Source organism: Paraburkholderia sp. Cpub6 (assembly GCF_014201065.1).
GTDB lineage: Bacteria > Pseudomonadota > Gammaproteobacteria > Burkholderiales > Burkholderiaceae > Paraburkholderia > Paraburkholderia tuberum.
Map to the genome: position 1 here is coordinate 184,359 of NZ_JACHDM010000001.1, position 20,575 is coordinate 204,933.

Genomic DNA, 20,575 nt, shown 5'->3' on the forward strand with positions numbered 1-20,575 from the left:
AAAGGTTGGCAAGGATTTCGCGCTTCGCTTGCGTTTCCCTACGCGACTACCCTGCGGTCGGCTGTTGCGGTTCAGTTGTACGGAACGACCCGAGGGTCTCGTGCCCAGCCCGGGCTAACTCGCGCAGCACATTTACACACTAATGAAAATTCGGCGGCTTTCCTCGCCATCTGTCACAGCACTCCGGTGGCTTCGTTATTAGCCGCAGAAAGCTTACGCGTCTTGTGCCGGTTGAAAACGCGGCGATCGCAGACCGCAGCGTAATTGAGTGGGACAAAGACGACCTTGAGTCATTGGGTCTGCTTAAGATAGATGTCCTTGCGCTCGGCATGCTCTCAGCTATTCGCCGCACATTCGACCTCGTTTCCGAACAGCGCGGCGAACGCTTTGAAATGCAGGACATCCCCGCCGAGGACCCGAAAACGTACGAGATGATTTCCGCTGCGGACACAGTCGGCGTTTTCCAGATTGAATCTCGTGCCCAGATGTCGATGTTGCCGCGCATGCAACCACGAACGTTTTACGACCTGGTTATCGAGGTCGCCATTGTCCGGCCGGGGCCAATTCAAGGTGGTGCGGTCCATCCATATCTGCAGCGTCGACAGGGATTCGAGGCGGTCTCATACCCGAGTGATGCACTGAAAACGGCGCTGGGCCGTACGCTCGGCGTGCCCATTTTTTCAGGAACAGGTGATGCAAGTTGCCATACTCGCCGCGGGATTCACTGCCGGCGAGGCCGATGCATTGCGACGTGCCATGGCCGCATGGAAGCGCAAAGGCGGTCTTGAAAAATACTACGACCGCATTGTGAATGGTATGTTGGAGCGCGGCTATGACCAAGGTTTCGCCGATGGTATTTTTGAGCAAATCAAAGGCTTTGGTGAATACGGCTTCCCCGAAAGTCATGCGGCCAGCTTCGCGTTGCTCGTATACGCGAGTAGCTGGCTGAAGTGCCATGAACCAGAAGCGTTCCTTGCTGCCATGCTCAACAGCCAGCCGATGGGATTCTATTCGCCGTCGCAGCTTGTGCAGGACGCACAGCGCCATGGCGTGAACGTGCTGCCAGTTGACGTTGCTGTCAGCGGCTGGGACTCTGCTCTGGTGAGGCTGGCAGACAACGACCGCCCGGCTGTCCGACTCGGCATGTCGCTCCTGCGCGGCATGAAGGACGGCGCCGCAGAGCGGATTGAAAATACCAGAGCCGTGCGTCTGTTCGAAACCGTCGCTGACCTTGCCCGCAGAGCGCAGCTTGACCGCAAAGACCTGCATGTCCTTGCCGATGCTAATGCCTTGGCATCCGTTGCCGGCAATCGTCGCGAAGCGCTTTGGCAATCTGTCGCCGCTGTGCCGGACAAAGACATGCTTGCGATAGCGGCCATCGAGGACGAGACTCCTGAACTGGGCGCGCCGACGGAGGCGCACGACATCGTCGTGGACTATCGGTCGGTCTCACACTAGGTCGACATCCGCTCGAGCTGCTGCGGTCGCAACTGCTCGCAAATCGCCTGATGCCAGCGTCGACGCTGCGCACCTATCGCGACGGGCGCCTGGCTCGTGGGTGCGGACTTGTTACAGTACGGCAACGGCCGGGCACTGCGAAGGGGGTCATGCTTGTGACGCTTGAAGACGAGACCGGCAACGTGAATGTAATCGTGTGGCCGAGCCTGCTCGAAAAGCAGAGAAAGGAAGCGCTCGGCGCATCGCTACTTGCCGTGTACGGAACATGGCAATGCCAGGGTGAGGTTCGACATCTGGTCGCGCAGCGCCTTATCGATATGTCTCATCTGCTTGGTGGCCTGACTACTGCGAGCAGAAATTTTTGCTGACTTGCCATTTGCCCCTGGAAGCGGCATTTCCTTTCAACAGCCATATTTCGATTGGCCTCGTCAGCACAAGAGGCGGCTTTTCGACTAGGTTGGCTTGCCGCGCTGTTGCTCTCGATGGGTTATGTGGTCCGCCAGCAAGCGACGCATTGTGGTCAGTAAAATTTGCCCATCTACAGGCTTGCGGAGAAAGCCGTCGTAGCTTACGAAGGCTGGTGGGCTGGGCTCCCCTGAAACCAGAATGAATGTGACGTCAGCTAATCCGGGACGTGTTCGCAAACGGTGACAGAGCTCGCTTCCCGACATCACCGGCATGCGCCAGTCGGCAACCACTATGTCGACAGGGGATTCGATGAACATCTTCAATGCCGCCTGGCCGTCGCTCGCGCTTCTTACTTCAAATCCGTCAGCGGCGCAACAGGCGCCCCACGCGGCCAAAGCCTCCGCATCATCGTCTACCAGCAGTACGCTTGCCATACACAAATGTCCGAGTGGCCCCACGTGCTTTGGCAGCTTGATGCAGGCCAAAGTTCACGGGGCCATTTATCGACGCCGCATATTCGTCGCGGTCGCGTCGTTCGAGAGAGTGCGTATCATGGGAGCATGAAACGGAGACATCGATGTGCTACTCGGCTCAAATCCAGGCGGACTACCGGAAATTTGTGCGCACCTTTGGCGCACTGATGGACATACACGAGTTCGTGCGTCTGTTTTTCGAGCGCGCCGAGGGCATCAGCAAGGCGAAAATACCGAAGGCAATGGAAGACGCTTTTGTCGAACCACAGAATGAAGCGGAGCGCGGAATCAACGCTCTCATCAACCAGTTCACTGCCGGACAGGCAACGAAGCTCGAACAGGACCTGTTTAAACAGCGCAAGCGCCTAGCGGATGCGGAACGGTCACTGCAGACAAAGATAACTAAAGCAGCAACCGAAAGTTAGCGCATCTCTACCGATCAGATTGCCTCGATACGAGGGAAGCTTGACGACTTGCAGCGAACCGAGCCGAAGCCGCGGAACTCCCGGATTTTTCCGGGACACCAGGCGCCCGTGCTAGTCATCGAAGACGGGCAGCGCATCGTGAAGCCAATGCGTTATCAATGTCGCATTGCCGGAAAACCCGCCTTCTACGATGTCAAATACCCTGGAACTTACAATGCGCGCCGGGATAGTCTCGAAGGTTTCTGGGCACCATGCTTTGGACGCACGCATGGCGTCTTGCTTGTTGAAGTGTTCTACGAGAATGTGAGCAAGGCGAAGTTCGAGGGAACGTTACTGGAGACTCATGAGCGAGATGAGAATGTTGTTCTGGAATTTCGTCCGAGCAATGGCCAACTGATGCTGGTCGCCTGCCTCTGGTCTCGATGGAGCGCCCCGGGTGAGCCGGACTTGCTGTCGTTTGCGGCAATTACGGATGAGCCGCCGCCAGAGGTCGCGGCGGCAGGACACGACCGATGCATCGTACCTATCAAGCCTGAAAACGTCGATGCGTGGTTGAACCCGGATGCGTCAGACCTGGCGGCACTGTACGCGATACCTGGTGACAGGGACCGGCCGTACTACGAGCACCGGCTGGCTGCATAGGGAAGACGCCTGATTTGACGGCAGGACTGGCGGCTTAGTGATTATAGAAGTCGACGATGCGCTCCCAATGCCGCTTCAGGTTGCTCCTCTCGGTTGATTGAATGTATAACTGCATTGCTTGGGTCCGCGCCTGTGCCGGTGCATCCGGGGCGTTGGCGTGAACCCCTGCGGTATCCATCGCAAGGTCCATGAATCGCACGAAGTCGCTCTGGTTGCCAAACTCGTTCTTTCGCGTGTCCCATGTCCATTTGTAGTTGACTCCATCGAAGTCGTAGTCGTTGCCATGGTAATCGGCGTAGCGATACGTCACCCAGCTCTCGAATATTGCTTGAGGAATAAGTCCCTCGCGAAAGTACAGATACTGCTCGTGCTGAAGATTCCACAGCTTTATGAACAGGCTGTGCGCCCGACTTTTGATGACAGGCAAGGGCATCAGAGGAGGTTGGTTTGCGGCTTGGGCGGCTTGGACAGGGCCTTGAAGTCCGTACGCTTCGCGAAGCTCGAACAGTTCGCTGAAAATGTCTCCATAAGTCTTGTGGCAGTTCGCGACGATATTCACGCGTGCAATGCTCCAGTTGCGCCAAACGGTCAGAATGGAGAGCAAGACCGCGAACACTGATACCAGGAGTGACAGGAGCGCGAGCGCACTGGCGACCATCCACCCATATCTTTTCCCCAACTGTTCCTCTTCCACCACCGGAGGGGTACTGGCTGGGGACGAACCGCTGGCAGCAGGATTACTATGGGGGCTTGGTGTGCTTGCAGCCGAGCCACTGGTTGTGGGGGCTGCCGATGTTCCGACCTGAGGCGGGGCAGAGCTTGCTGAACTAGCAGCGAGACTTGACGCGGCTTGCGCTGCCGGAGGCTGTGAGGAGGGCTGCTTTGCTGATGCAGTCGATGTCGGCTTCGGAGGAAGTTGTGCTGTAGAGGGTTGTGAGAGGCTTGAGGCGGCGAGTGCAACAGCGACTATCAGATAGGCGGCTCTCACACGAGACCACAGATATCGCCTTCTGGCGAGAGAGCGCATGCTGTTCAGAACCTGCCGCAATGATTCCATGGCGAACTCGAGTGCGTTAAATCCCGCGCGATTTTGCGCCTCTTCTCGTGCTTGTTGCCCAGACTCAACGCAAAGTCTTCATCCGAGAGAGATTCGAGCGGCGCGAACTTTGCCGTACCTGCGGCGCAAATCACGGCGTCCACGGTTCCAGGTTTCTGGTACATGGACACGATGGACGCTTTGTCAGCGAGGCCCACGGACAGGTCCGAGCCATTGCGGCTTGCGCCAATGACCTGGAGTTCGGACGAGAGCAGGCGCGCGTTCGCGTTGCCGAGCGCTCCGGTTGCGCTGACTATCAGTACGCGCATGCGGGCCTCCTGCGTCCGGAAGGGTCACGCCAGCGCGGCGTGACCCTTCACGCCTGGCGGGAGGGGAAAAGGAAGAACGAATATCGTACTACCCCGTGACGTGACGTGCATTCCACACCTCACGCGCGCCGTGGGCGGTCTAATTTTGCTCGTTGGCTCACTCATTTGATTGCCTGGTCCGGTTTCCGTCGGAGCTGGTGACGTCGACATCGAGACTTGCCTACGACGCGTTCAGTGCTGCCTGCACCTGTACGGGGGCGCCGGGCTTGCCCGAAACTTGCGGCGCAATCATAAGGTAGCGGTGCCTGTCGCCAGCAGGCTCCATACCTGGCGTGACCAACTGGCGAATCTGACCAAGCGCATTCACAATCGCCGAGCCGGCCGGATTGGTCATGAAGTTCGCTAGCGCCTCTACCTTGCCGCTGCCATCAGGATTGTCTGCAAGGCACAGTACATACGGCTGCTTCGGTTGCAGACCGGTGACGGCCGCCTGAAGGACCTGCAGGAGACCCTGGTCAAACAACGCCACAGTCGTGGGGGCACTACTGGCATCGGCCGGCTTGCCCGACCCCACGGGGACCAGCACCAGGTGAATGCTCTGCCCGGCGAGTCCGAGCGGCTGCGTGTTTTGCGTGCCGTCTCCTTCCGGGACCGCATTCGGTACGTAGGCTACGGCCTGCGGCGCCTGTCCAATGGGTACGGTCGCAATGACCTTGTTTGTCAGCGTGTCGATGGCGGTCATCGCGTCTGCGTTTTCAAGGCCGACGTAGATGCGGCTGCCGTCACCGGACGGCCATAGACCATGCGGCAGACTGCCGACAGGAATTGTCGCGACCTGCGAGAAGTCGTTGGTCCGGAACACCTTGAGCTGATTCAGGCCTCCAACGGTCACATAGGCGAACGTACCGTTGGTGTTATGCACGATGTTCACGTGATTCGTAATCGGGCCTGTGTCGAGCGTTTTGATAAGTGCGAATGGCGGCCGCGCGTCGAAGACCTGAGTCTTGCCCACATCCTTGAGCGTCAACCACACCTGCTTGCCGTCCGGGGTCGCAGCGATGTTCGGGCAGAACGGGCTCGCCTGCTTCACCGTGCCGACAATCTTGTGGTCGGCGACCGAAATGACCTTCGTCTCGGGATTGAACGAAGAGCACACGTAGCCATACTTTCCATCCGGCGAGAAGATTTGCATGCCCGGGCCGGCGGGCACAGTAATCCGGGTCTTTTCTTCAAAGGTTGTACCGTCCAACACGGAAACATAGTTTTCACCGCGCACGGTCACCCAGACCTCCTTCCCGTCGGGTGTAAAGAAGGCCTCGTGAGGCGACCGGCCCACGTACGTAACATGCTTGACCGCATTCGTCTGAGTATCGATGAACGAGACCGAGTTCGAGCCGATGGATACGACTGCAATTGTCCGGTGGTCGGGCGAAAAACCCATGCCGTGCACCAGCAACTGGCCTTTGTACAATGGGCTGAAGTTGCCCGGCGATGGGTCGCCCAGACGAATCAGCCCGACCATCTTGTTGTCCGCCGGGTCAACGACGGAGACGGTATTCGAGAATTGCTCGGCCGCATAGACCCGGTCGCGGTGACTCACGGCAATGTCTGGGTCGGACGACGAACCGGGTACCTGTCCGGCCCACGCGAACTGCGCTGCAGTCAGTGCCGCTGTGGTCAGGGCGGTGGTGAGAAGCGGCGTGCGTTTCATTTGGGCTCCTGTTGCGTGTGATTCGGCATGTTCATCTGCCTGCCAGGGTTGGACATCGAATGTGTGTGGTCTGCGGATGACGGGACGCGCTGCTGCTGGTCTGGAGCGGGTGCCGAAGGGGGCAGGGGCTGCCCAAGGGCGAGGCGCATGGCAACGATTTCCTGCTGTTGCTCGACGACGATTTCCTGGGCGAGACGACGCAATTGCTCGTTATCTCCATAGCGTAATTCGGCCTGCGCCATGTCGATGGCTCCCTGATGATGAGGCACCATCATGGCGACGAAGTCCCGGTCGACATCGCCAGTCGGCTTGATGGACATGTCTGTCATCATCTTCGTCATTGCCGCATCGTTTTCATGCAGGAAGGGCGCTTCGTTTGAGTTTGTGCCCTGTGCACCAGCAGCGGATGCAGGCGGTGCGCCAAGTCCCGATATGGAAAGCGCGACGGCTACCGACAGTACCAGTGGTCCAGACGGACGGATTGGGATGCGCATACAGGTTCCCTTTTCTCTTTTGGATTGCAGTCTCTCGGCAGGCCGGAGGCACACAGGCGAGACCTTGGCAGCGCTTCGCGGGCAACGCCAGACTGAATACAGTCGACCGTCAAAAGCGCGTCGCAGTGAAAAACGTAAGATTGGCGACGGGGGCGAAGACCTATACTGAGCGCGGAATGACAATGAAATCAATATCTTGTGAGAATCTTTCGCGATTTTCTAGCCGCGGAGCGCTACTAAGCGCGCCGCCGTTCATCCGCTTGCTGCATGCAGTACGAAAACCGCGCGAGTCCGCAAGGACCGCGCGGTTTTTTCATCTGATTTGCGCGGCATTCGACTACCGTGCAAAAACGCCGCGATCTTCGTCTCGCACGCGTCGTCTCGCACGCATAACCTGAACGCATCGCTCCGATGAACGGAACGCATTTTTATATTTAGGTGTAAACCCTTATCATTCGCCGCACGACCTCGCGCGCGAACTCACGGCATCAACGCGCGTTTCCATCACTTCAAGAACCACGGTCCGGATGATGAACCGCAGCAAGTCCCATTCGACATCGCCGCGCTGGTCGACCCGGCTGCATTCGGTCGTCACCGCGATCTATCGCAAGCGGCCGGTCTGGATGGTGTCGTTCGCGGCGAGCGAGGCGAATCTGTCGGAGGGCTTGAGGGCGGCGTGCGCATCGACGGCGATGCTTGCGCTCGGCAACGTGCTGCACGATCCGGTGTTTGCGTGGGCGGCGATCGGCGCGTTCTGGACCTGCCTCGCCGATGCCGCCGGCTCGAACCGCGCGCGCTTCATGTCGATGATGAGCTTCGCGCTGCTGTCGACGCTGTGCGGCGGCATGACCGCGTTCGCGTCCGCCTCGGGTGCCGCGTGGGCCGCGCTCGCGGTGCTCGCGTTCACGACGCTCGGCGCGTTCGGCCGCATCTGGGGCGCGGCCACGTCGCAGGTAACGATCCTCGCGGCGACCGCCTGCGTCGTGATGGTCGATCGGCCGATGCACGACGCGCGCGCGGGTGTCGCGTTTCTCGGCGTCTATCTGGTCGGCTGCCTGTTCGCGATCGTGCTGAGCTTGACGGTGTGGCGCATTCATCCATTCGGCGCGAGCCGCGCGTCGTTGCGCGCGGTGTATCTGCGCCTCGCCGATGTCGCATTCGATAGCGCGCGGCTTGTCGACGCACATGCCGCGCCGCGCGAATGGGCCACGCATGCCGCGCGCTTTCGCGCCGATGCGCGCGCGTCGCTCGAACGTTCGCGCGATGCGCTGGCGAACGTGCCCGCCTCGAAAGCGGGCGGCGCGGCCGTCTACGACACGTTGCTCGGCTTGCTGACCGATGGCGAAGCGTTGTTCGCGTATCTGATCGCGGTGTCGGGCGCGGGCGCGAAAGTGCCCGACGATCCGCGCCGCACGCAACGCGCGGTGCGCTCGCTCAATGCGATCGGCGAAGTGCTCAGCGACATCGGCAGCGCGACCGGCGACGCGCGCTGGGAACGTCTCGCGGACCCGCAGGCGCGTCTGCGGCGTCTCGCGCATCGGCTCGAAAGCGTGTTGCTCGAACCGGTGAAGCTGCAATCCGGTTTCGAGCTCGTCGATTTCGCGCCGCGTGAGGTGCACGTGGAGCCGTGGAGCGCGTGCATCGCGCGTTATACGGCGCGCGCGTGGTCGACGCTGAAGGCCAATCTGTCGTGGCAGTCGGTCGGCTTGCGCCATGCGGCGCGTGTCGGCGTGACGACGACGGCGGGCTTCGTCGTGATTCGCGCGCTCGGTCTGCCGTTCGGCTATTGGGCCACGATGGCCACGCTGCTGATCCTGCAGCCGTCGATCGCCGCGACCTGGCCGCGCAGCATCGAACGCGCGACGGGCAGTATCGTCGGCGGCGTGCTCGCGGCGGCGATCGGCTATGCGATTCATTCGCCGCTCGGCATCTCGCTCGCGGTGTTCCCGCTGGTGATGGCGACGATGGCGCTGCGCCCCGTCAGTTACAGCCTGTTCGTGCTGTTTCTGACGCCGACCTTCGTGCTGGTCGCCGACTTCGCGACGCCGGGCGCCAACGAGTTGGCGTTCGCGCTGACGCGGCTCGGCAACAACGTGCTCGGCTGCGTGCTCGCGCTGCTCGCGACGTTCCTTCTATGGCCGACGCGCGAGAAGCTCGATGTGCGCGTCTATCTCGGCGACGCGGTGCGCGCGAATCTCGCGTATCTGCGCGCGTCGCTCGACGCGCCTCGGCATGGCGGCAAGGAGATCGAGCAATTGCGCCGCGCCGCGGGCCTCACCAGCAACAACGCGGAAGAAGCGATTGGCCGCGTGCGGCTCGAAAAGCTCGAGGACTCGATGGCCGATACCGTCACGCTGACGGTGCTGAGCCTGCTGCGACGGATGGCCGGCACCGCGACGCAGTTGCGCCTCACCGCGAACCGTCGCGACATGCATAGCGAACTCGACCAATGGGTCGAGGCGATCAGCGCGGCGATCGAGGCCGCGCTGAATCGCACGTTACGGCCGGTGCGGCTCGAGTTACCCGCTCGCGAGCAGTTGACGTCGCTGGAAGCAGATGTGGTAGGCGAGCTGGCGCGGGTGCATCGGCTGTTGACGGAGAGGATGCGGGAGGCGAGGGGGTAGCTCGACTCAGCCGTCGGAACGCTCGCCGTCTTCCGCGACGTCATTCACCGCTGCCACCGGCAACACCGACTGCAGCGTGAACACCCCGGCCGCCAGCGCCCGTTTATCGGCCGCCGTGAGCCGCTTGACCCAATACTCGGCGCTCGACGCGCTCGACCGGTCCGCCAGCTCGAACGACGCCAGCACCCGCACCGGCTTGCGCGAGCGCGTATAACGCGCGCCCGTGCCGCTCAGATGTTTGTCGAAGCGAGCAGCGACATCGGTCGCGATGCCGGTATAGACGCTGCCGTCCGAGCATTCGAGCAGATAGAGAAACCACGCCATAACCGCGCTTCTAGCCTTTGAACGGATTGTGTTCGCGCAGCTCGTCCACGTACGCGTGGATGCTGTTTTTTTCGTTATCGAGAAAATGGCCGACCGCATCGGCGAACGCCGGATGCGCGAGCCAATGCGTCGAGCGCGTGACCGTGGGCAGAAAGCCGCGCGCCATCTTGTGCTCGCCCTGCGCGCCGCCTTCGAATGCGCCGAGCTTTTCTTCGATGCAGAATTCGAGCGGCTGATAGTACGCGGTTTCGAAGTGCAGGCACGGCACGTGTTCGAGCGCGCCCCAGTAGCGGCCATACAAGGTGCCGCCGGTTTTCTCGTCGCGCTGATAGACGACGAGCGAGCTCGCGATCGGCTTGCCTTCATATTCGGCGATCACGAGCAGCAGATTCTCCGGCATCGACGCGCCGATCATCCGGAAGAAATCGAGGTTCAGATACGGACTCGAAAAATGCTCGCGATAGGTTTGCCGATAGCACTTGCTGAAGAAGCGCCAGTCGGCATCCTCGATGTCTGCGCCGCGGATCCTTCGCATCGTGATGCCGGCCTCGTGCACCTTGCGCCGTTCGGCGCGGATGTTCTTGCGCTTCTTCTGTTCGAGCGTCGACAGAAAGTCTTCGAAGTCGCGATAGCCGTCGTTGAGCCAGTGAAACTGCACGCCTTCGCGCTGCATCATGCCGATATCGGTGAGGGCGTCCGCTTCGCTCTGCGTCGGAAACAGCACATGGAGCGACGACACCTCGGCCTGCTCGGCGAACGCCATCAACGTGGCCGCGAGATGGCGCAACGCATGCTCGTTCGCCGACAGCAGCCGGTTGCCCTGTACCGGCGTGAAGGGCACCGCGCACAGCAGCTTCGGGTAATAGGGCAGGCCGTTGCGCTTGTACGCGTCGGCCCAGGCCCAGTCGAACACGTACTCGCCGTACGAGTGTCCCTTCAGATAGACGGGCGCCGCCGCCGCGAGCATGCCCGTGCGCGCGTCGGTCAGCGTGACGAATTGCGGCGCCCAACCGGTGTCGGGAACCGCGCATTGCGTCGCGTTGAGCGCGCTCAGAAACTCGTGCCGCAAAAACGGCGTGGGCTGCGGCTGCGCGGCGAGGAGGGCGTTCCACTCGGCGGCGTCCACCTCGGAGGGCGAGGCCAGAATGCCCGTGCGATAATCGATACGTTGCTGGTTCAATCTGAGTGACTGTATGCAATGACCGGCGCGGCGCTCTGAAACTGAAGCTGCCACGTCGTTCGTTGAGTTCGTTTATCCGGTTTGTTCAATCCCGTCGAGCCATCGAGCCGCGGTACCGCGAGCCGTGAAGGCTTGCCTGTCGATCCTGCCATGAAGACCCGAATCGCTCTTGCTCAAATCAATGTCACCGTCGGCGACTTCGCCGGCAACGTCGCGAAGATCGTCGCCGCCGCGCGCGCCGCGCACAGCGATGGTGCGAAGCTGCTGGTCGCGCCTGAACTCGCGCTGTCGGGTTATCCGCCCGAAGACCTGCTGCTGCGCCCCGCGTTCTACACCGCCAGCGCGGCCGCGTTGGCCGATCTCGCCGCACAGTTGAAGCCGTTCACCGGTCTGCATGTGATCGTCGGCCATCCGCTGCGCGACGGGTCGGACAACCTCGCGCCCCGCCCGGCGAACGGCCATGGTAATGCAAACGCGCCGATCGAGCGCGGCGTGCCGCCAGTCGATACGTTCAATGCGGCGTCGCTGATCGTCGACGGCGAAGTGAAGGGCACCTATCGCAAGCAGGATCTGCCGAACACCGAAGTGTTCGACGAGAAACGCTACTTCGCCTCCGATCCGCAGCCGTTCGTGTTCGAACTCGACGGCGTCAAGTACGGTGTCGTGATCTGCGAGGACGCGTGGCATGCGTCGGCCGCGCAGATGGCAAAGGCCGCGGGCGCGCAGGTGCTGCTGATTCCGAACGGCTCGCCGTACCACCTGAACAAGGAAGCGGTCCGCTTCGACATCCTGCGCGCGCGCATTCGCGAAACCGGTATTCCGATGGTCTACGTGAACATGGTCGGCGGCCAGGACGAACTCGTGTTCGATGGCGGTTCGTTCGTGCTCGACGCGCGGGGCGAACTCGTCGCGAAGCTCGCGCAGTTCGAGGAAGCCACGGCTGTCGTGGAGTTCGACGCTGGCACGCCGCTGCCGGCCGCGATCGCGCCGGAGCAGTCGATCGAAGCGCAGGTCTACGCGGCGCTCGTGATGGGCGTGCGCGACTACATCGGCAAGAACGGTTTTCCTGGTGTTTTGATCGGTCTGTCGGGCGGCGTCGATTCGGCGCTCGTGCTGGCCGTTGCATGCGATGCGCTCGGCGCCGACAAGGTACGCGCGGTGATGATGCCGTCGCGCTACACGGCCGATATCTCGACCAGCGACGCCGCCGAGATGGCGCGCCGCGTCGGCGTGCGCTACGATGAGATCGCGATCGCGCCGATGTTCGACGCGTTCCGCGGCTCGCTCGCCAAGGAGTTCGCGGGCCGCGCCGAAGATGCGACCGAAGAGAACATTCAGGCGCGCATTCGCGGCACGCTGCTGATGGCGCTGTCGAACAAGTTCGGCTCGATCGTGCTGACCACCGGCAACAAGAGCGAGATGGCGGTCGGCTATTGCACGCTGTACGGCGACATGGCCGGCGGCTTCGCGGTGATCAAGGACATCGCGAAGACGCTCGTGTACCGGCTGTGCCGCTATCGCAACGCGGCCACCACGTTTGCGACGCGCGACGTGATTCCGGAGCGGATTCTGACGCGCGCGCCGTCCGCTGAGCTGCGCGAGAACCAGACCGACCAGGACAGCCTGCCCGAATACGAAGTACTCGACGCGATCATGCGCATGTATATGGAGGAGGACCGTTCGCTCGCGGAGATCATCGCGGCGGGTTATCAGGTCGACGACGTGAAGCGCGTCACGCGCCTGATCAAGATCAACGAGTACAAGCGCCGTCAGGCGCCGATCGGCATTCGCGTCACGCATCGCGCGTTCGGCCGCGACTGGCGTTATCCGATCACGTCGCGCTACACCGAACCGGTGGAGTGAAAGACGACACCCGCGCGCGGATGCCGCAATGCATCCGGCGCGGCGTAGAATAAAAATCATCCTTTTCCTTTCCACTCTTCCCATCAAGAGACGAGGTTCGCCATGAAGCGCATCACCGCAGTCATCAAACCGTTCAAACTCGACGAAGTGCGCGAGGCCCTCGCGGAAGTCGGCCTCACCGGCCTGACCGTTACCGAGGTCAAGGGGTTCGGCCGCCAGAAAGGGCATACCGAGCTCTATCGTGGTGCGGAATACGTGGTCGACTTTCTGCCGAAAGTGAAGATCGAAGTCGTGGTCGCGGACAGCCAGTGCGATCAGGTCATCGACGCGATCATCGGCGCGGCGCGTACCGGCAAGATCGGCGACGGCAAGATCTTCGTCGCGGACGTCGAGCGCGTGATCCGAATCCGTACCGGCGAAGAGAACGAAGCAGCGGTATAAGCCGACGCAATCACGCACCGGCCCGGTGCGCGCAACGGCAAAAACCGTGCGCCGAATAAAAAACGGTGCAATACCCTTGCGGATATCGCACCGATACGCGCCTCTCGCAGCAGCGTGAAAAAGATTCTCTCGAAGAAACTCGTGTTACACCCCGAGGGATGACCCTCGGGGCGGACCGTTCGATTAGAACGAGTGCTGGATACCTGCGTACACGCCGGTTTGCTGGCGGCCTTGCAACGGGTTGTCCGTTGCAGCGGCGAAGCCCGCATTGTTCGCGTTCAGACCGAAGTTAGCATTACGGCTGTTGCGCACCGTCGCGGCCTGCAGGTCGAGCAGCGTGCGCTTCGACAGGTTGTACGAACCGCCAACCGTGTAGATCGTCGCATTGCCCGCGCCGTTGTTGCCGTTCACGTGGTAGACCGCCGCGATCAGCGCTGCAGCCGGCGTTGCCTGCCACGTCACACCGCCCCATTCGTGATCGAGCGTGGTCGGCTGACCGGGCAGAACGCCCGTTGCGCCTGCCGAACGGACCGCCTGGTAAGCGGCCTGAATCTTGAACTGGCCGAGGAACACGTTCAGCAGAGCCGAGTACTCGCGCGATGCCGCGAACACGCCGTTGGCCAGGTTATCCGTATTGATGCCGTTGTTGTGAACCGGCCCGCCCCACAACCCACCGGTCGTCGGGTTGCGGATTTCGTCGTACAGACCGCGGATCTGGAACAGCGAGGTGGTGTAGGTGACCTGCGCGCCAGCTTCGCGACCTTGCGGCGTCGAGCCGTTACCGTTCCAGCTCGTCGCGTTCGACAGCGCGTACTGACCGTAGAAGTCAAAGCCTGCGATCTTCGGCGACTGGTACGCGAAGTTGTTGCTCGACTGCGGCCAGTTGCGGCCACGCACCAGCGATGCCGACGACCAGTTCGACTGACCGAACGGGTCGAAGTCCCACACGCCGTTGGAGATGAAGAGCATGCGGCCCATCGTGAACGTACCGTACTGGTTGTTCGAAATACCGACCGTTGCCCAGCGATTGAAGAGACCGCCGCCGCCAGGACCTGCGCCCGTCATCGTGTTGAACGAGCCTTCCAACTGGAACAGGATCTTGTTGCCGGCGCCGATGTCCTCGACACCCTTCATGCCCCACAGGCTGGTGCCCCAGTCGCCGCTTTCCGCCTTGAAGCGGTTCGAGCTGGTGTTGGCCGCGCCGTTGGCGTTAGCGCCGGTCGGGACGCCCGACATGTACTCGAGACCTGCATCCAAACGGCCATACAGCGTGACGCTGCTCTGAGCGTGTGCAACAACGCCGGCCGACATCAGCGCAGCGACGAGCAAAGCTTTCTTCATCTTCTCCTCCATACCCTGTCAAAAAAAAGAAACCCAGTACTGCGAGTGGTGTTCGGACGCGATAAGCACCGAACAGAAAGCGGTACCAGGGGAGAGTGGCGGGTGGATAGGGATTCTCCTGCCATGACATGTAGCGTCGAGCTATCTTTGCGTCATGCCGATCCCACGCCGACCGGTTCTCCTCTGTGTTTTGAAGTGAAACTACTTTTAATCAACTTTGTTTTGGTACTTTGGTTACCAATTTATCAAAAATAACTTTAACTGGGAGAAGAAATTAGTACCGCCAACAGGGGGTGTCGCCAAATTGCAATACGAATGTGGGCTGGGACCCGAAGGAGTTCCTCGGGAAAAGGCGCAAAGCCTTGTCCGGCAAGGGAATCGCGGCTTGGAAGGGGTCGTATTAAGGATTGTCACTATTGACGAGTCAAAAGTGGCAGGTTAGGGCGAAAACTCGGCCTGAACGGCCCGTTTTGTGGGATTTTCGGCGCTTTTTCGTCGTTCGAATGGCCGGGCGGAAGGACATGGTGAAAACGAAAAAGGCGCTCGTAAGCGCCTTGTAAAACTACATTGACTACATTTTCCATGCCATTCGCATCATAAGTCGCGAGTAATTTTATTACTTGAGACTGCCCGACAGGAATTGCTTCAGACGTTCGCTCTTCGTGTTCCTGAACACTTCGTCGGGATGGCCTTCTTCCTCGACGCGGCCCTGGTGCAGAAACATCACGTGGTTCGACACGTTGCGCGCGAAGCCCATTTCGTGCGTGACGACGATCATCGTGCGGCCCTCCTCGGCGAGCTTCTGCATTACCTTCAGCACTTCGCCGACGAGCTCCGGGTCGAGCGCGGAGGTCGGCTCGTCGAACAGCATCACGTCGGGGTGCATCGCCAGCGCCCGCGCAATCGCGACACGCTGCTGCTGGCCGCCCGACAGATGCGACGGATACTGCTTCTCGAGACGCGGCGCGAGCCCGACCTTCTCCAGATACTCGCGCGCTCGGTCCTCGGCCTCCTTGCGCTTCAGACCGAGCACATGCACCGGCGCCTCGATGATGTTCTCGAGCACGTTCATGTGCGACCACAGGTTGAAGTGCTGGAACACCATCGAAAGCTTGGTGCGCACACGCTGCAACTGCTTCGGGTCCGACACGCGCAACGCGCCGTCCCTGGCGGTCTGCGTGCGCACTTCCTCGCCGTCGACGAAAATGCGCCCCGCGTTCGGCTGTTCGAGAAAGTTGATGCAGCGGAGCATCGTGCTCTTGCCCGAACCGGACGAACCGATCACGCTGATCACGTCGCCGGCATTGGCTTTCAGCGACACGCCCTTGAGGACTTCGTTGTCGCCGTACTTTTTGTGAAGCTCGTCGACGAAGAGCTTCTGCTTCTTGGAGTTCATCAGGATCCTTAACGAGCTTGCTTGTCCAGGGACGCGCAGTTACTTGCCTTGCGGCCGCAGGTAAGCGAGCCAGCGACGCTCGGCGCGGCGGAACAGCCACACGAGCGCGAAAGAAATACACAGATACAGCAGCGCGGCGATGCCGAACGCATTGAACGACTGGTACGTCGCGGAGTTCACGTCGCGCGCGATCTTCAGGATGTCCGGCACCGTGGCCGTGAACGCGACGGTCGTCGCGTGCAGCATCAGGATCACTTCGTTGCTGTAGTAGGGCAGTGCGCGGCGCAGCGCCGACGGCAGAATCACGCGCCGGTACAGCGTGAACGACGACATGCCGTACGCGCGCGCCGCTTCGATCTCGCCGTAGGGCGTCGCCTTGATCGCGCCCGCGAAGATTTCGGTCGTGTACGCGCAGGTATTCAGCGTGAACGCGAGCAGCGTGCAGTGCATGCCGTCGCGAAAGAACGCGTTGGTCAGCTCGTTGTTGCGGATGATCTCGAGGCTGTAGAGACCCGTGTAGCACAGCAGCAGCTGCACGTAGAGCGGCGTGCCGCGGAAGATATACGTATAGAGCCACACGAGGCCCGCGAGCCATTTCTTCTTCGACACGCGCGCGACCGCGAGCGGCACCGACAGGCAGAAGCCGAGGCCGATCGACACGACCAGCAGCCACAACGTGATTGCGACGCCGGTGAAGCGATAGCCGTCGGTGAACAGATAGTTGCGCCAGTATTGCTGAATGATCTCGATCATAGATCCGCCTTTCGCACGCCGGTCGAGTAACGCTTTTCGAGGTACATCAGCACGAAGTTCGACACGGTGGTGATGACGAGATAGATCGCCCCCGCGAGCAGGGTAAAGAAGAAGAACCGCAAGGTACCCTTGCCGGCGTCCTGCGAGGCCTTGACGACGTCGGCGAGACCGATGATCGACACGAGCGCGGTCGCCTTGACCATCACCTGCCAGTTATTGCCGATGCCCGGAAGCGCGAAGCGCATCATTTGCGGGAACATCACGCGCGAGAACACCTGCCAGCTCGTCATGCCGTAGGCGGCGCCCGCTTCGAGCTGGCCGCGCGGCACCGCGATAAACGCGCCGCGGAACGTCTCGGTGAAGTACGCGCCGTAGATGAAGCCGAGCACCGCGACGCCGGCCACGAACGGGTCGATGTCGATCTGCTCCCAGCCGAGCGCGTCGGTCAGGTTGTTCAGCCAGATCTGGATGCTATAGAACAGCAGCAGCATCAGCACGAGATCGGGCACGCCGCGCACGAGCGTCGTATACACCGTGCCGATGCCGTTCGACAGACGGTTCTTCGACAATTTCGCCGCCGCGCCGAGCAGGCCGAGCACGAACGCGAGCGCGAGCGAGAACACCGCCAGCCTGACGGTTTGCCAGGTGCCGCTGAGAAGCAGCGGGCCGTAGCCTTGAAGGAACATAGGTAGTCCACGACGATGCGCTACGCGCACCGCGAAAGACGCGGTCCGCGTAGCGCCGCGTCGGGGACGAGCGCCTGGCTCGCCGTGATCCGCGGCGCACAGCGTGCCGCTGTGCAAATCATGCTGCAGAAACGTTGGTGCTCCTGCAGCGCGCTTGTGGGACTTTCGTCTCGGATTGTTTTGAATCTACTGCCTGGTGTCGCCACCTTCGTTGCCGCTTTCACCGCCACCGGCACGAGCCGGCTTACCACGCAGTATCCTGCCTGTTTCGCTCAACGGCCAGGATAAATGTCGAAATCGAAGTACTGCTTTTCGAGCTTCTTGAACGTGCCGTCCTGATGAACCTCGGCGAGCGCCTGATTGAACTTCGCCTTCAGTTCGACATCGCCCTTGCGCAGACCGATCGCGGTGCCTTCGCCGATCGTCTGCGGATCCTTCACTTCCGGACCGGCCCAGGAGAACCCTTTGCCGCGCGGCGTCTTCAGAAAGCCGGCGTCGGCCTGCACTTCGTCCTGCAGCGCGGCGTCGAGGCGCCCCGACGCGAGATCCGCGTACACCTGGTCCTGATTCTGGTACGACACGACGAGCACGCCCTTCGACTCCCACCAGGCCTTCGCGTACTGTTCCTGCGTCGAACCCTGCTCGACGCCGACGTGCTTGCCTTTCAGCGATTCAGGGGTGGGCCGAAGCGGCGAACCGGTTTTCGCAATCATGCGGGCGGGCGCGTCGAACATCCTGTCGGAGAAGTCGATCTGCTCGCGGCGCTTGTCGGTGACGCTCAGCGAGGAAATGATCGCGTCGAACTTGCGAGCTTTCAGCGCCGGGATGATGCCATCGAGATCCTGCGCGACCCACACGCACTTCACGTTCATCTTCGCGCACAGCGCGCGGGTCAGATCGGCATCGAAACCGACGATGTCGCCATCAGGCGCCTTCGATTCGAATGGCGGATAACTGGCGTCGACCCCGATGCGCACCGTTTTCCATTCTTTCGCCATCGCGCCGGTGGCCATGACTGCCAGAGCCACGCACAGTGCGAACTTCTTCATGTTTCTCCTGAATCAAACTGATCGTCGTAATGACACGACTCGACGAGCACCGGCCGAGGGCCGACGGTCGCTATTCTAGGCGGTCAAAATTGCCGTGCCGCGCCGGTCCGGCGCGTTCGGTGCTTATCCGGCGTGGCTCGCACGGTTTGGTGCCGAGTCGAAGCCCGTCGCGCACCGGTTGCGGCCCGCCCGCCGAGGCTTGCCGGCGCGGCCTGCACGTCCCGCGGGACGTCCACGCGGCTTGAAAAGCGCGGTATTTTACCCGAAGAGCGGCAAGCTGCCAGCGCAGCGCGGCATCGAGCGGCAAGACGCCGTGCAACGCGTTGTGCGTGCGCGACGCCGGCGCGGTTTTGCGGGCGCCGGGCTGCCGGGCCCCGGGCATCCGGGCGCCGGGCTTTCCGCGCGATGGGCTCGCCGGTCGCGCGATTGCATGCAGCGATGGAACGCTGCGGTGCGGTTGCGCACGATTGTTATGGGGGGGCGCAACCCCTACATTCCCAACATCGCTCTGATTGACTACTTACCGGGAGACTTTCCATGATCGAGATTCGCCGCTCCGCAGAACGCGGTCACGCCAACCACGGCTGGCTCGACTCGTATCACAGCTTCTCGTTTGCCGATTACCGCGACCCCGAGCACGTGCACTTCGGGCCGCTGCGCGTGATCAACGAAGACCGCATCGCCGGCGGTCAGGGTTTCGGCGCGCACGGGCATCGCGACATGGAGATCGTCACGTATGTGCTCGAAGGCGCGCTCGCGCATCGCGACAGCATGGGCAATGGCTCGACGATCCGTCCCGGCGACGTGCAGCGCATGAGCGCGGGCACCGGCGTGCAGCATAGCGAGTTCAACGCGTCGCGCGACGAACTCGCGCACTTGCTGCAGATCTGGATCATCCCGCGCCGCGCGGGCGACCAGCCCGGCTACGAGGAAAAGCGCTTCGACGCCGACAGCAAGCGCGGCCGCCTGCGCGTGATCGCGTCGCCCGACGGCCGTGACGGCTCGGTGACGATCCATGCGGACGCGTCGATCTACGCGGGACTGTTCGACGGCGCCGAACACGCGACGTTCGCGCTGCCGGCGGGGCGCCTCGCCTATCTGCACGTCGCGCGCGGCACGCTGAGCGTGAACGGCACGGTGCTCGAGGCGGGCGATGCCGCGAAGCTCAGCGACGTCGACACGGTGACGCTGGAAAAGGGCGACGACGCGGAAGTGCTGCTGTTCGATCTGGGTCAGTTGAACGGCTGATTCAAGCAGTTGATTCGCGCGGGCCGCCGATCGAGCGGCGAGCAGCGCCAAACAGCAACGCCACGGAAAACCTCTTCCGTGGCGTTTTTCTATTAGCGAGGCGCCCTCCCTGGTCCGCCTCGCGAATGCGCCGCTTATTGATTGGCGGCCGGCGCCGACGCGGCACCCTTGTGATGCTCCCAGCGCTCGCGCATCTTCTCGTGACGCTGCTCCATCCGCGCGAAGCGCTGCTTCAGCGCCGTGCTGACGGTGGTCTTCTGCTGGTCGTTCAGGCCGTTATAGAACTTCAGCCACGCGTCGGTGGTTTGCTGACGCAGTTGCGCGTCCTTCTGCTCGATCTGCTGATGCGTCGCGGCCATCGCGTTCAGATCGAGGATCGGCTGTTGCTGTGCGGCCTTGAACTGGTCTTGAACCTGCTTGTGGTTGGCGCGCATCGCTTCGTGGTTCTGCTTCATCGTATCGAGCGCGTTTTGCCACAGCTTTTCCTGATCCGCGTTCAGCTTCAACTGGTCGTGGAGTTGGGTCAGTTCCTTCATGAAGTGGCCATGCCAGCCGCCGGGCCCGCCGTGCGCCTGCTCGGCGGGTTGGGCGGCGTAAGCGGCGCCCGCGCCGATGGCGAGAGCGGTGGCAGCAACGGCGAGAACGCGCGACATCTTTTTGGTGGACATATGAGGCTCCTTGTAATGGAATAGCC

General features: G+C 61.7%; 17 protein-coding genes and 2 pseudogenes. 6 read left to right on the forward strand and 13 right to left on the reverse strand.

Annotation, left to right across the window (positions count from 1 at the left end):
* Positions 1-158 precede the first annotated feature (158 nt).
* Positions 159-1,826: pseudogene (locus tag HDG33_RS00850) on the forward strand (error-prone DNA polymerase); the annotation flags it as partial.
* Between the two features lie 84 nt (positions 1,827-1,910).
* Here HDG33_RS00850 and HDG33_RS00855 read toward each other — a convergent pair.
* The gene (locus HDG33_RS00855; protein WP_184021288.1) at positions 1,911-2,300 is read right to left on the reverse strand and encodes a two-component system response regulator; all 390 of its coding nucleotides are present in this window, start codon (positions 2,298-2,300) and stop codon (positions 1,911-1,913) included.
* Between the two features lie 143 nt (positions 2,301-2,443).
* On the opposite strand from HDG33_RS00855, the pseudogene HDG33_RS00860 reads away from it, so the two are divergent.
* Positions 2,444-3,406 (forward strand): annotated as a pseudogene (locus HDG33_RS00860) (SOS response-associated peptidase family protein).
* A 34-nt stretch (positions 3,407-3,440) separates the two neighbouring features.
* Here HDG33_RS00860 and HDG33_RS00865 read toward each other — a convergent pair.
* The 4 genes from HDG33_RS00865 to HDG33_RS00880 form a co-directional block, all read right to left on the reverse strand.
* Positions 3,441-4,064 (reverse strand): hypothetical protein, encoded by a 624-nt coding sequence (locus tag HDG33_RS00865; RefSeq protein WP_184021291.1) that lies wholly within the window; start codon positions 4,062-4,064, stop codon positions 3,441-3,443.
* A gap of 374 nt (positions 4,065-4,438) precedes the next feature.
* Positions 4,439-4,771, reverse strand: a complete 333-nt coding sequence (locus HDG33_RS00870; RefSeq protein ID WP_184021293.1) for a hypothetical protein — start codon at positions 4,769-4,771, stop codon at positions 4,439-4,441.
* Between the two features lie 220 nt (positions 4,772-4,991).
* The gene (locus HDG33_RS00875) at positions 4,992-6,482 is read right to left on the reverse strand and encodes a YncE family protein (protein ID WP_184021304.1); all 1,491 of its coding nucleotides are present in this window, start codon (positions 6,480-6,482) and stop codon (positions 4,992-4,994) included.
* Positions 6,479-6,976: a DUF305 domain-containing protein gene (locus HDG33_RS00880; protein WP_184021325.1), complete on the reverse strand. Its 498-nt coding sequence runs from the start codon at positions 6,974-6,976 to the stop codon at positions 6,479-6,481. Before HDG33_RS00880 ends, HDG33_RS00875 begins: the two co-directional genes overlap by 4 nt.
* A gap of 527 nt (positions 6,977-7,503) precedes the next feature.
* Between HDG33_RS00880 and HDG33_RS00885 the strand changes: the two genes are divergently transcribed.
* Positions 7,504-9,600 (forward strand): FUSC family protein, encoded by a 2,097-nt coding sequence (locus tag HDG33_RS00885; protein ID WP_184021328.1) that lies wholly within the window; start codon positions 7,504-7,506, stop codon positions 9,598-9,600.
* A gap of 6 nt (positions 9,601-9,606) precedes the next feature.
* Here the strand turns inward: HDG33_RS00885 and HDG33_RS00890 are convergent, their stop codons facing one another.
* Both HDG33_RS00890 and HDG33_RS00895 read right to left on the reverse strand, forming a co-directional pair.
* On the reverse strand, positions 9,607-9,924 hold the full coding sequence (locus HDG33_RS00890) for a GIY-YIG nuclease family protein (RefSeq protein WP_090803545.1): 318 nt from the start codon (positions 9,922-9,924) through the stop codon (positions 9,607-9,609).
* A gap of 10 nt (positions 9,925-9,934) precedes the next feature.
* Positions 9,935-11,104: a GNAT family N-acetyltransferase gene (locus HDG33_RS00895; protein ID WP_184021330.1), complete on the reverse strand. Its 1,170-nt coding sequence runs from the start codon at positions 11,102-11,104 to the stop codon at positions 9,935-9,937.
* A gap of 150 nt (positions 11,105-11,254) precedes the next feature.
* Here HDG33_RS00895 and HDG33_RS00900 point away from each other — a divergent pair, with 150 nt between their 5' ends.
* Complete coding sequence (locus tag HDG33_RS00900; RefSeq protein ID WP_184021333.1) at positions 11,255-12,967, forward strand: NAD+ synthase; 1,713 nt, start codon at positions 11,255-11,257, stop codon at positions 12,965-12,967.
* A 102-nt stretch (positions 12,968-13,069) separates the two neighbouring features.
* Positions 13,070-13,408 carry a P-II family nitrogen regulator gene (glnK, locus tag HDG33_RS00905; protein WP_013088783.1) on the forward strand — a complete coding sequence of 113 codons (339 nt, stop codon included), beginning with the start codon at positions 13,070-13,072 and terminating at the stop codon, positions 13,406-13,408.
* Positions 13,409-13,591: 183 nt separating this feature from the next.
* Here glnK and HDG33_RS00910 read toward each other — a convergent pair whose 3' ends face one another.
* The 5 genes from HDG33_RS00910 to HDG33_RS00930 all read right to left on the reverse strand — a co-directional run bounded on the left by HDG33_RS00910 (position 13,592) and on the right by HDG33_RS00930 (position 18,633).
* Entirely contained in the window at positions 13,592-14,749 is a 1,158-nt protein-coding gene (locus HDG33_RS00910) for a porin (RefSeq protein WP_184021336.1), read from the reverse strand.
* 616 nt (positions 14,750-15,365) lie between these two features.
* On the reverse strand, positions 15,366-16,145 hold the full coding sequence (locus tag HDG33_RS00915; RefSeq protein ID WP_184021339.1) for an ABC transporter ATP-binding protein: 780 nt from the start codon (positions 16,143-16,145) through the stop codon (positions 15,366-15,368).
* Between the two features lie 39 nt (positions 16,146-16,184).
* Positions 16,185-16,898, reverse strand: a complete 714-nt coding sequence (locus HDG33_RS00920; RefSeq protein ID WP_018419774.1) for an ABC transporter permease — start codon at positions 16,896-16,898, stop codon at positions 16,185-16,187.
* Complete coding sequence (locus HDG33_RS00925) at positions 16,895-17,584, reverse strand: ABC transporter permease (protein ID WP_090803552.1); 690 nt, start codon at positions 17,582-17,584, stop codon at positions 16,895-16,897. The genes HDG33_RS00920 and HDG33_RS00925 overlap by 4 nt, the downstream gene beginning before the upstream one ends.
* A 272-nt stretch (positions 17,585-17,856) precedes the next feature.
* Complete coding sequence (locus HDG33_RS00930; protein ID WP_184021342.1) at positions 17,857-18,633, reverse strand: ABC transporter substrate-binding protein; 777 nt, start codon at positions 18,631-18,633, stop codon at positions 17,857-17,859.
* Between the two features lie 537 nt (positions 18,634-19,170).
* On the opposite strand from HDG33_RS00930, the gene HDG33_RS00935 reads away from it, so the two are divergent.
* Complete coding sequence (locus HDG33_RS00935) at positions 19,171-19,881, forward strand: pirin family protein (protein ID WP_184021345.1); 711 nt, start codon at positions 19,171-19,173, stop codon at positions 19,879-19,881.
* Positions 19,882-20,015: 134 nt separating this feature from the next.
* On the opposite strand, the gene HDG33_RS00940 is transcribed toward HDG33_RS00935, so the two are convergent.
* Entirely contained in the window at positions 20,016-20,549 is a 534-nt protein-coding gene (locus tag HDG33_RS00940) for a periplasmic heavy metal sensor (RefSeq protein WP_018419779.1), read from the reverse strand.
* Positions 20,550-20,575: the final 26 nt, after the last annotated feature.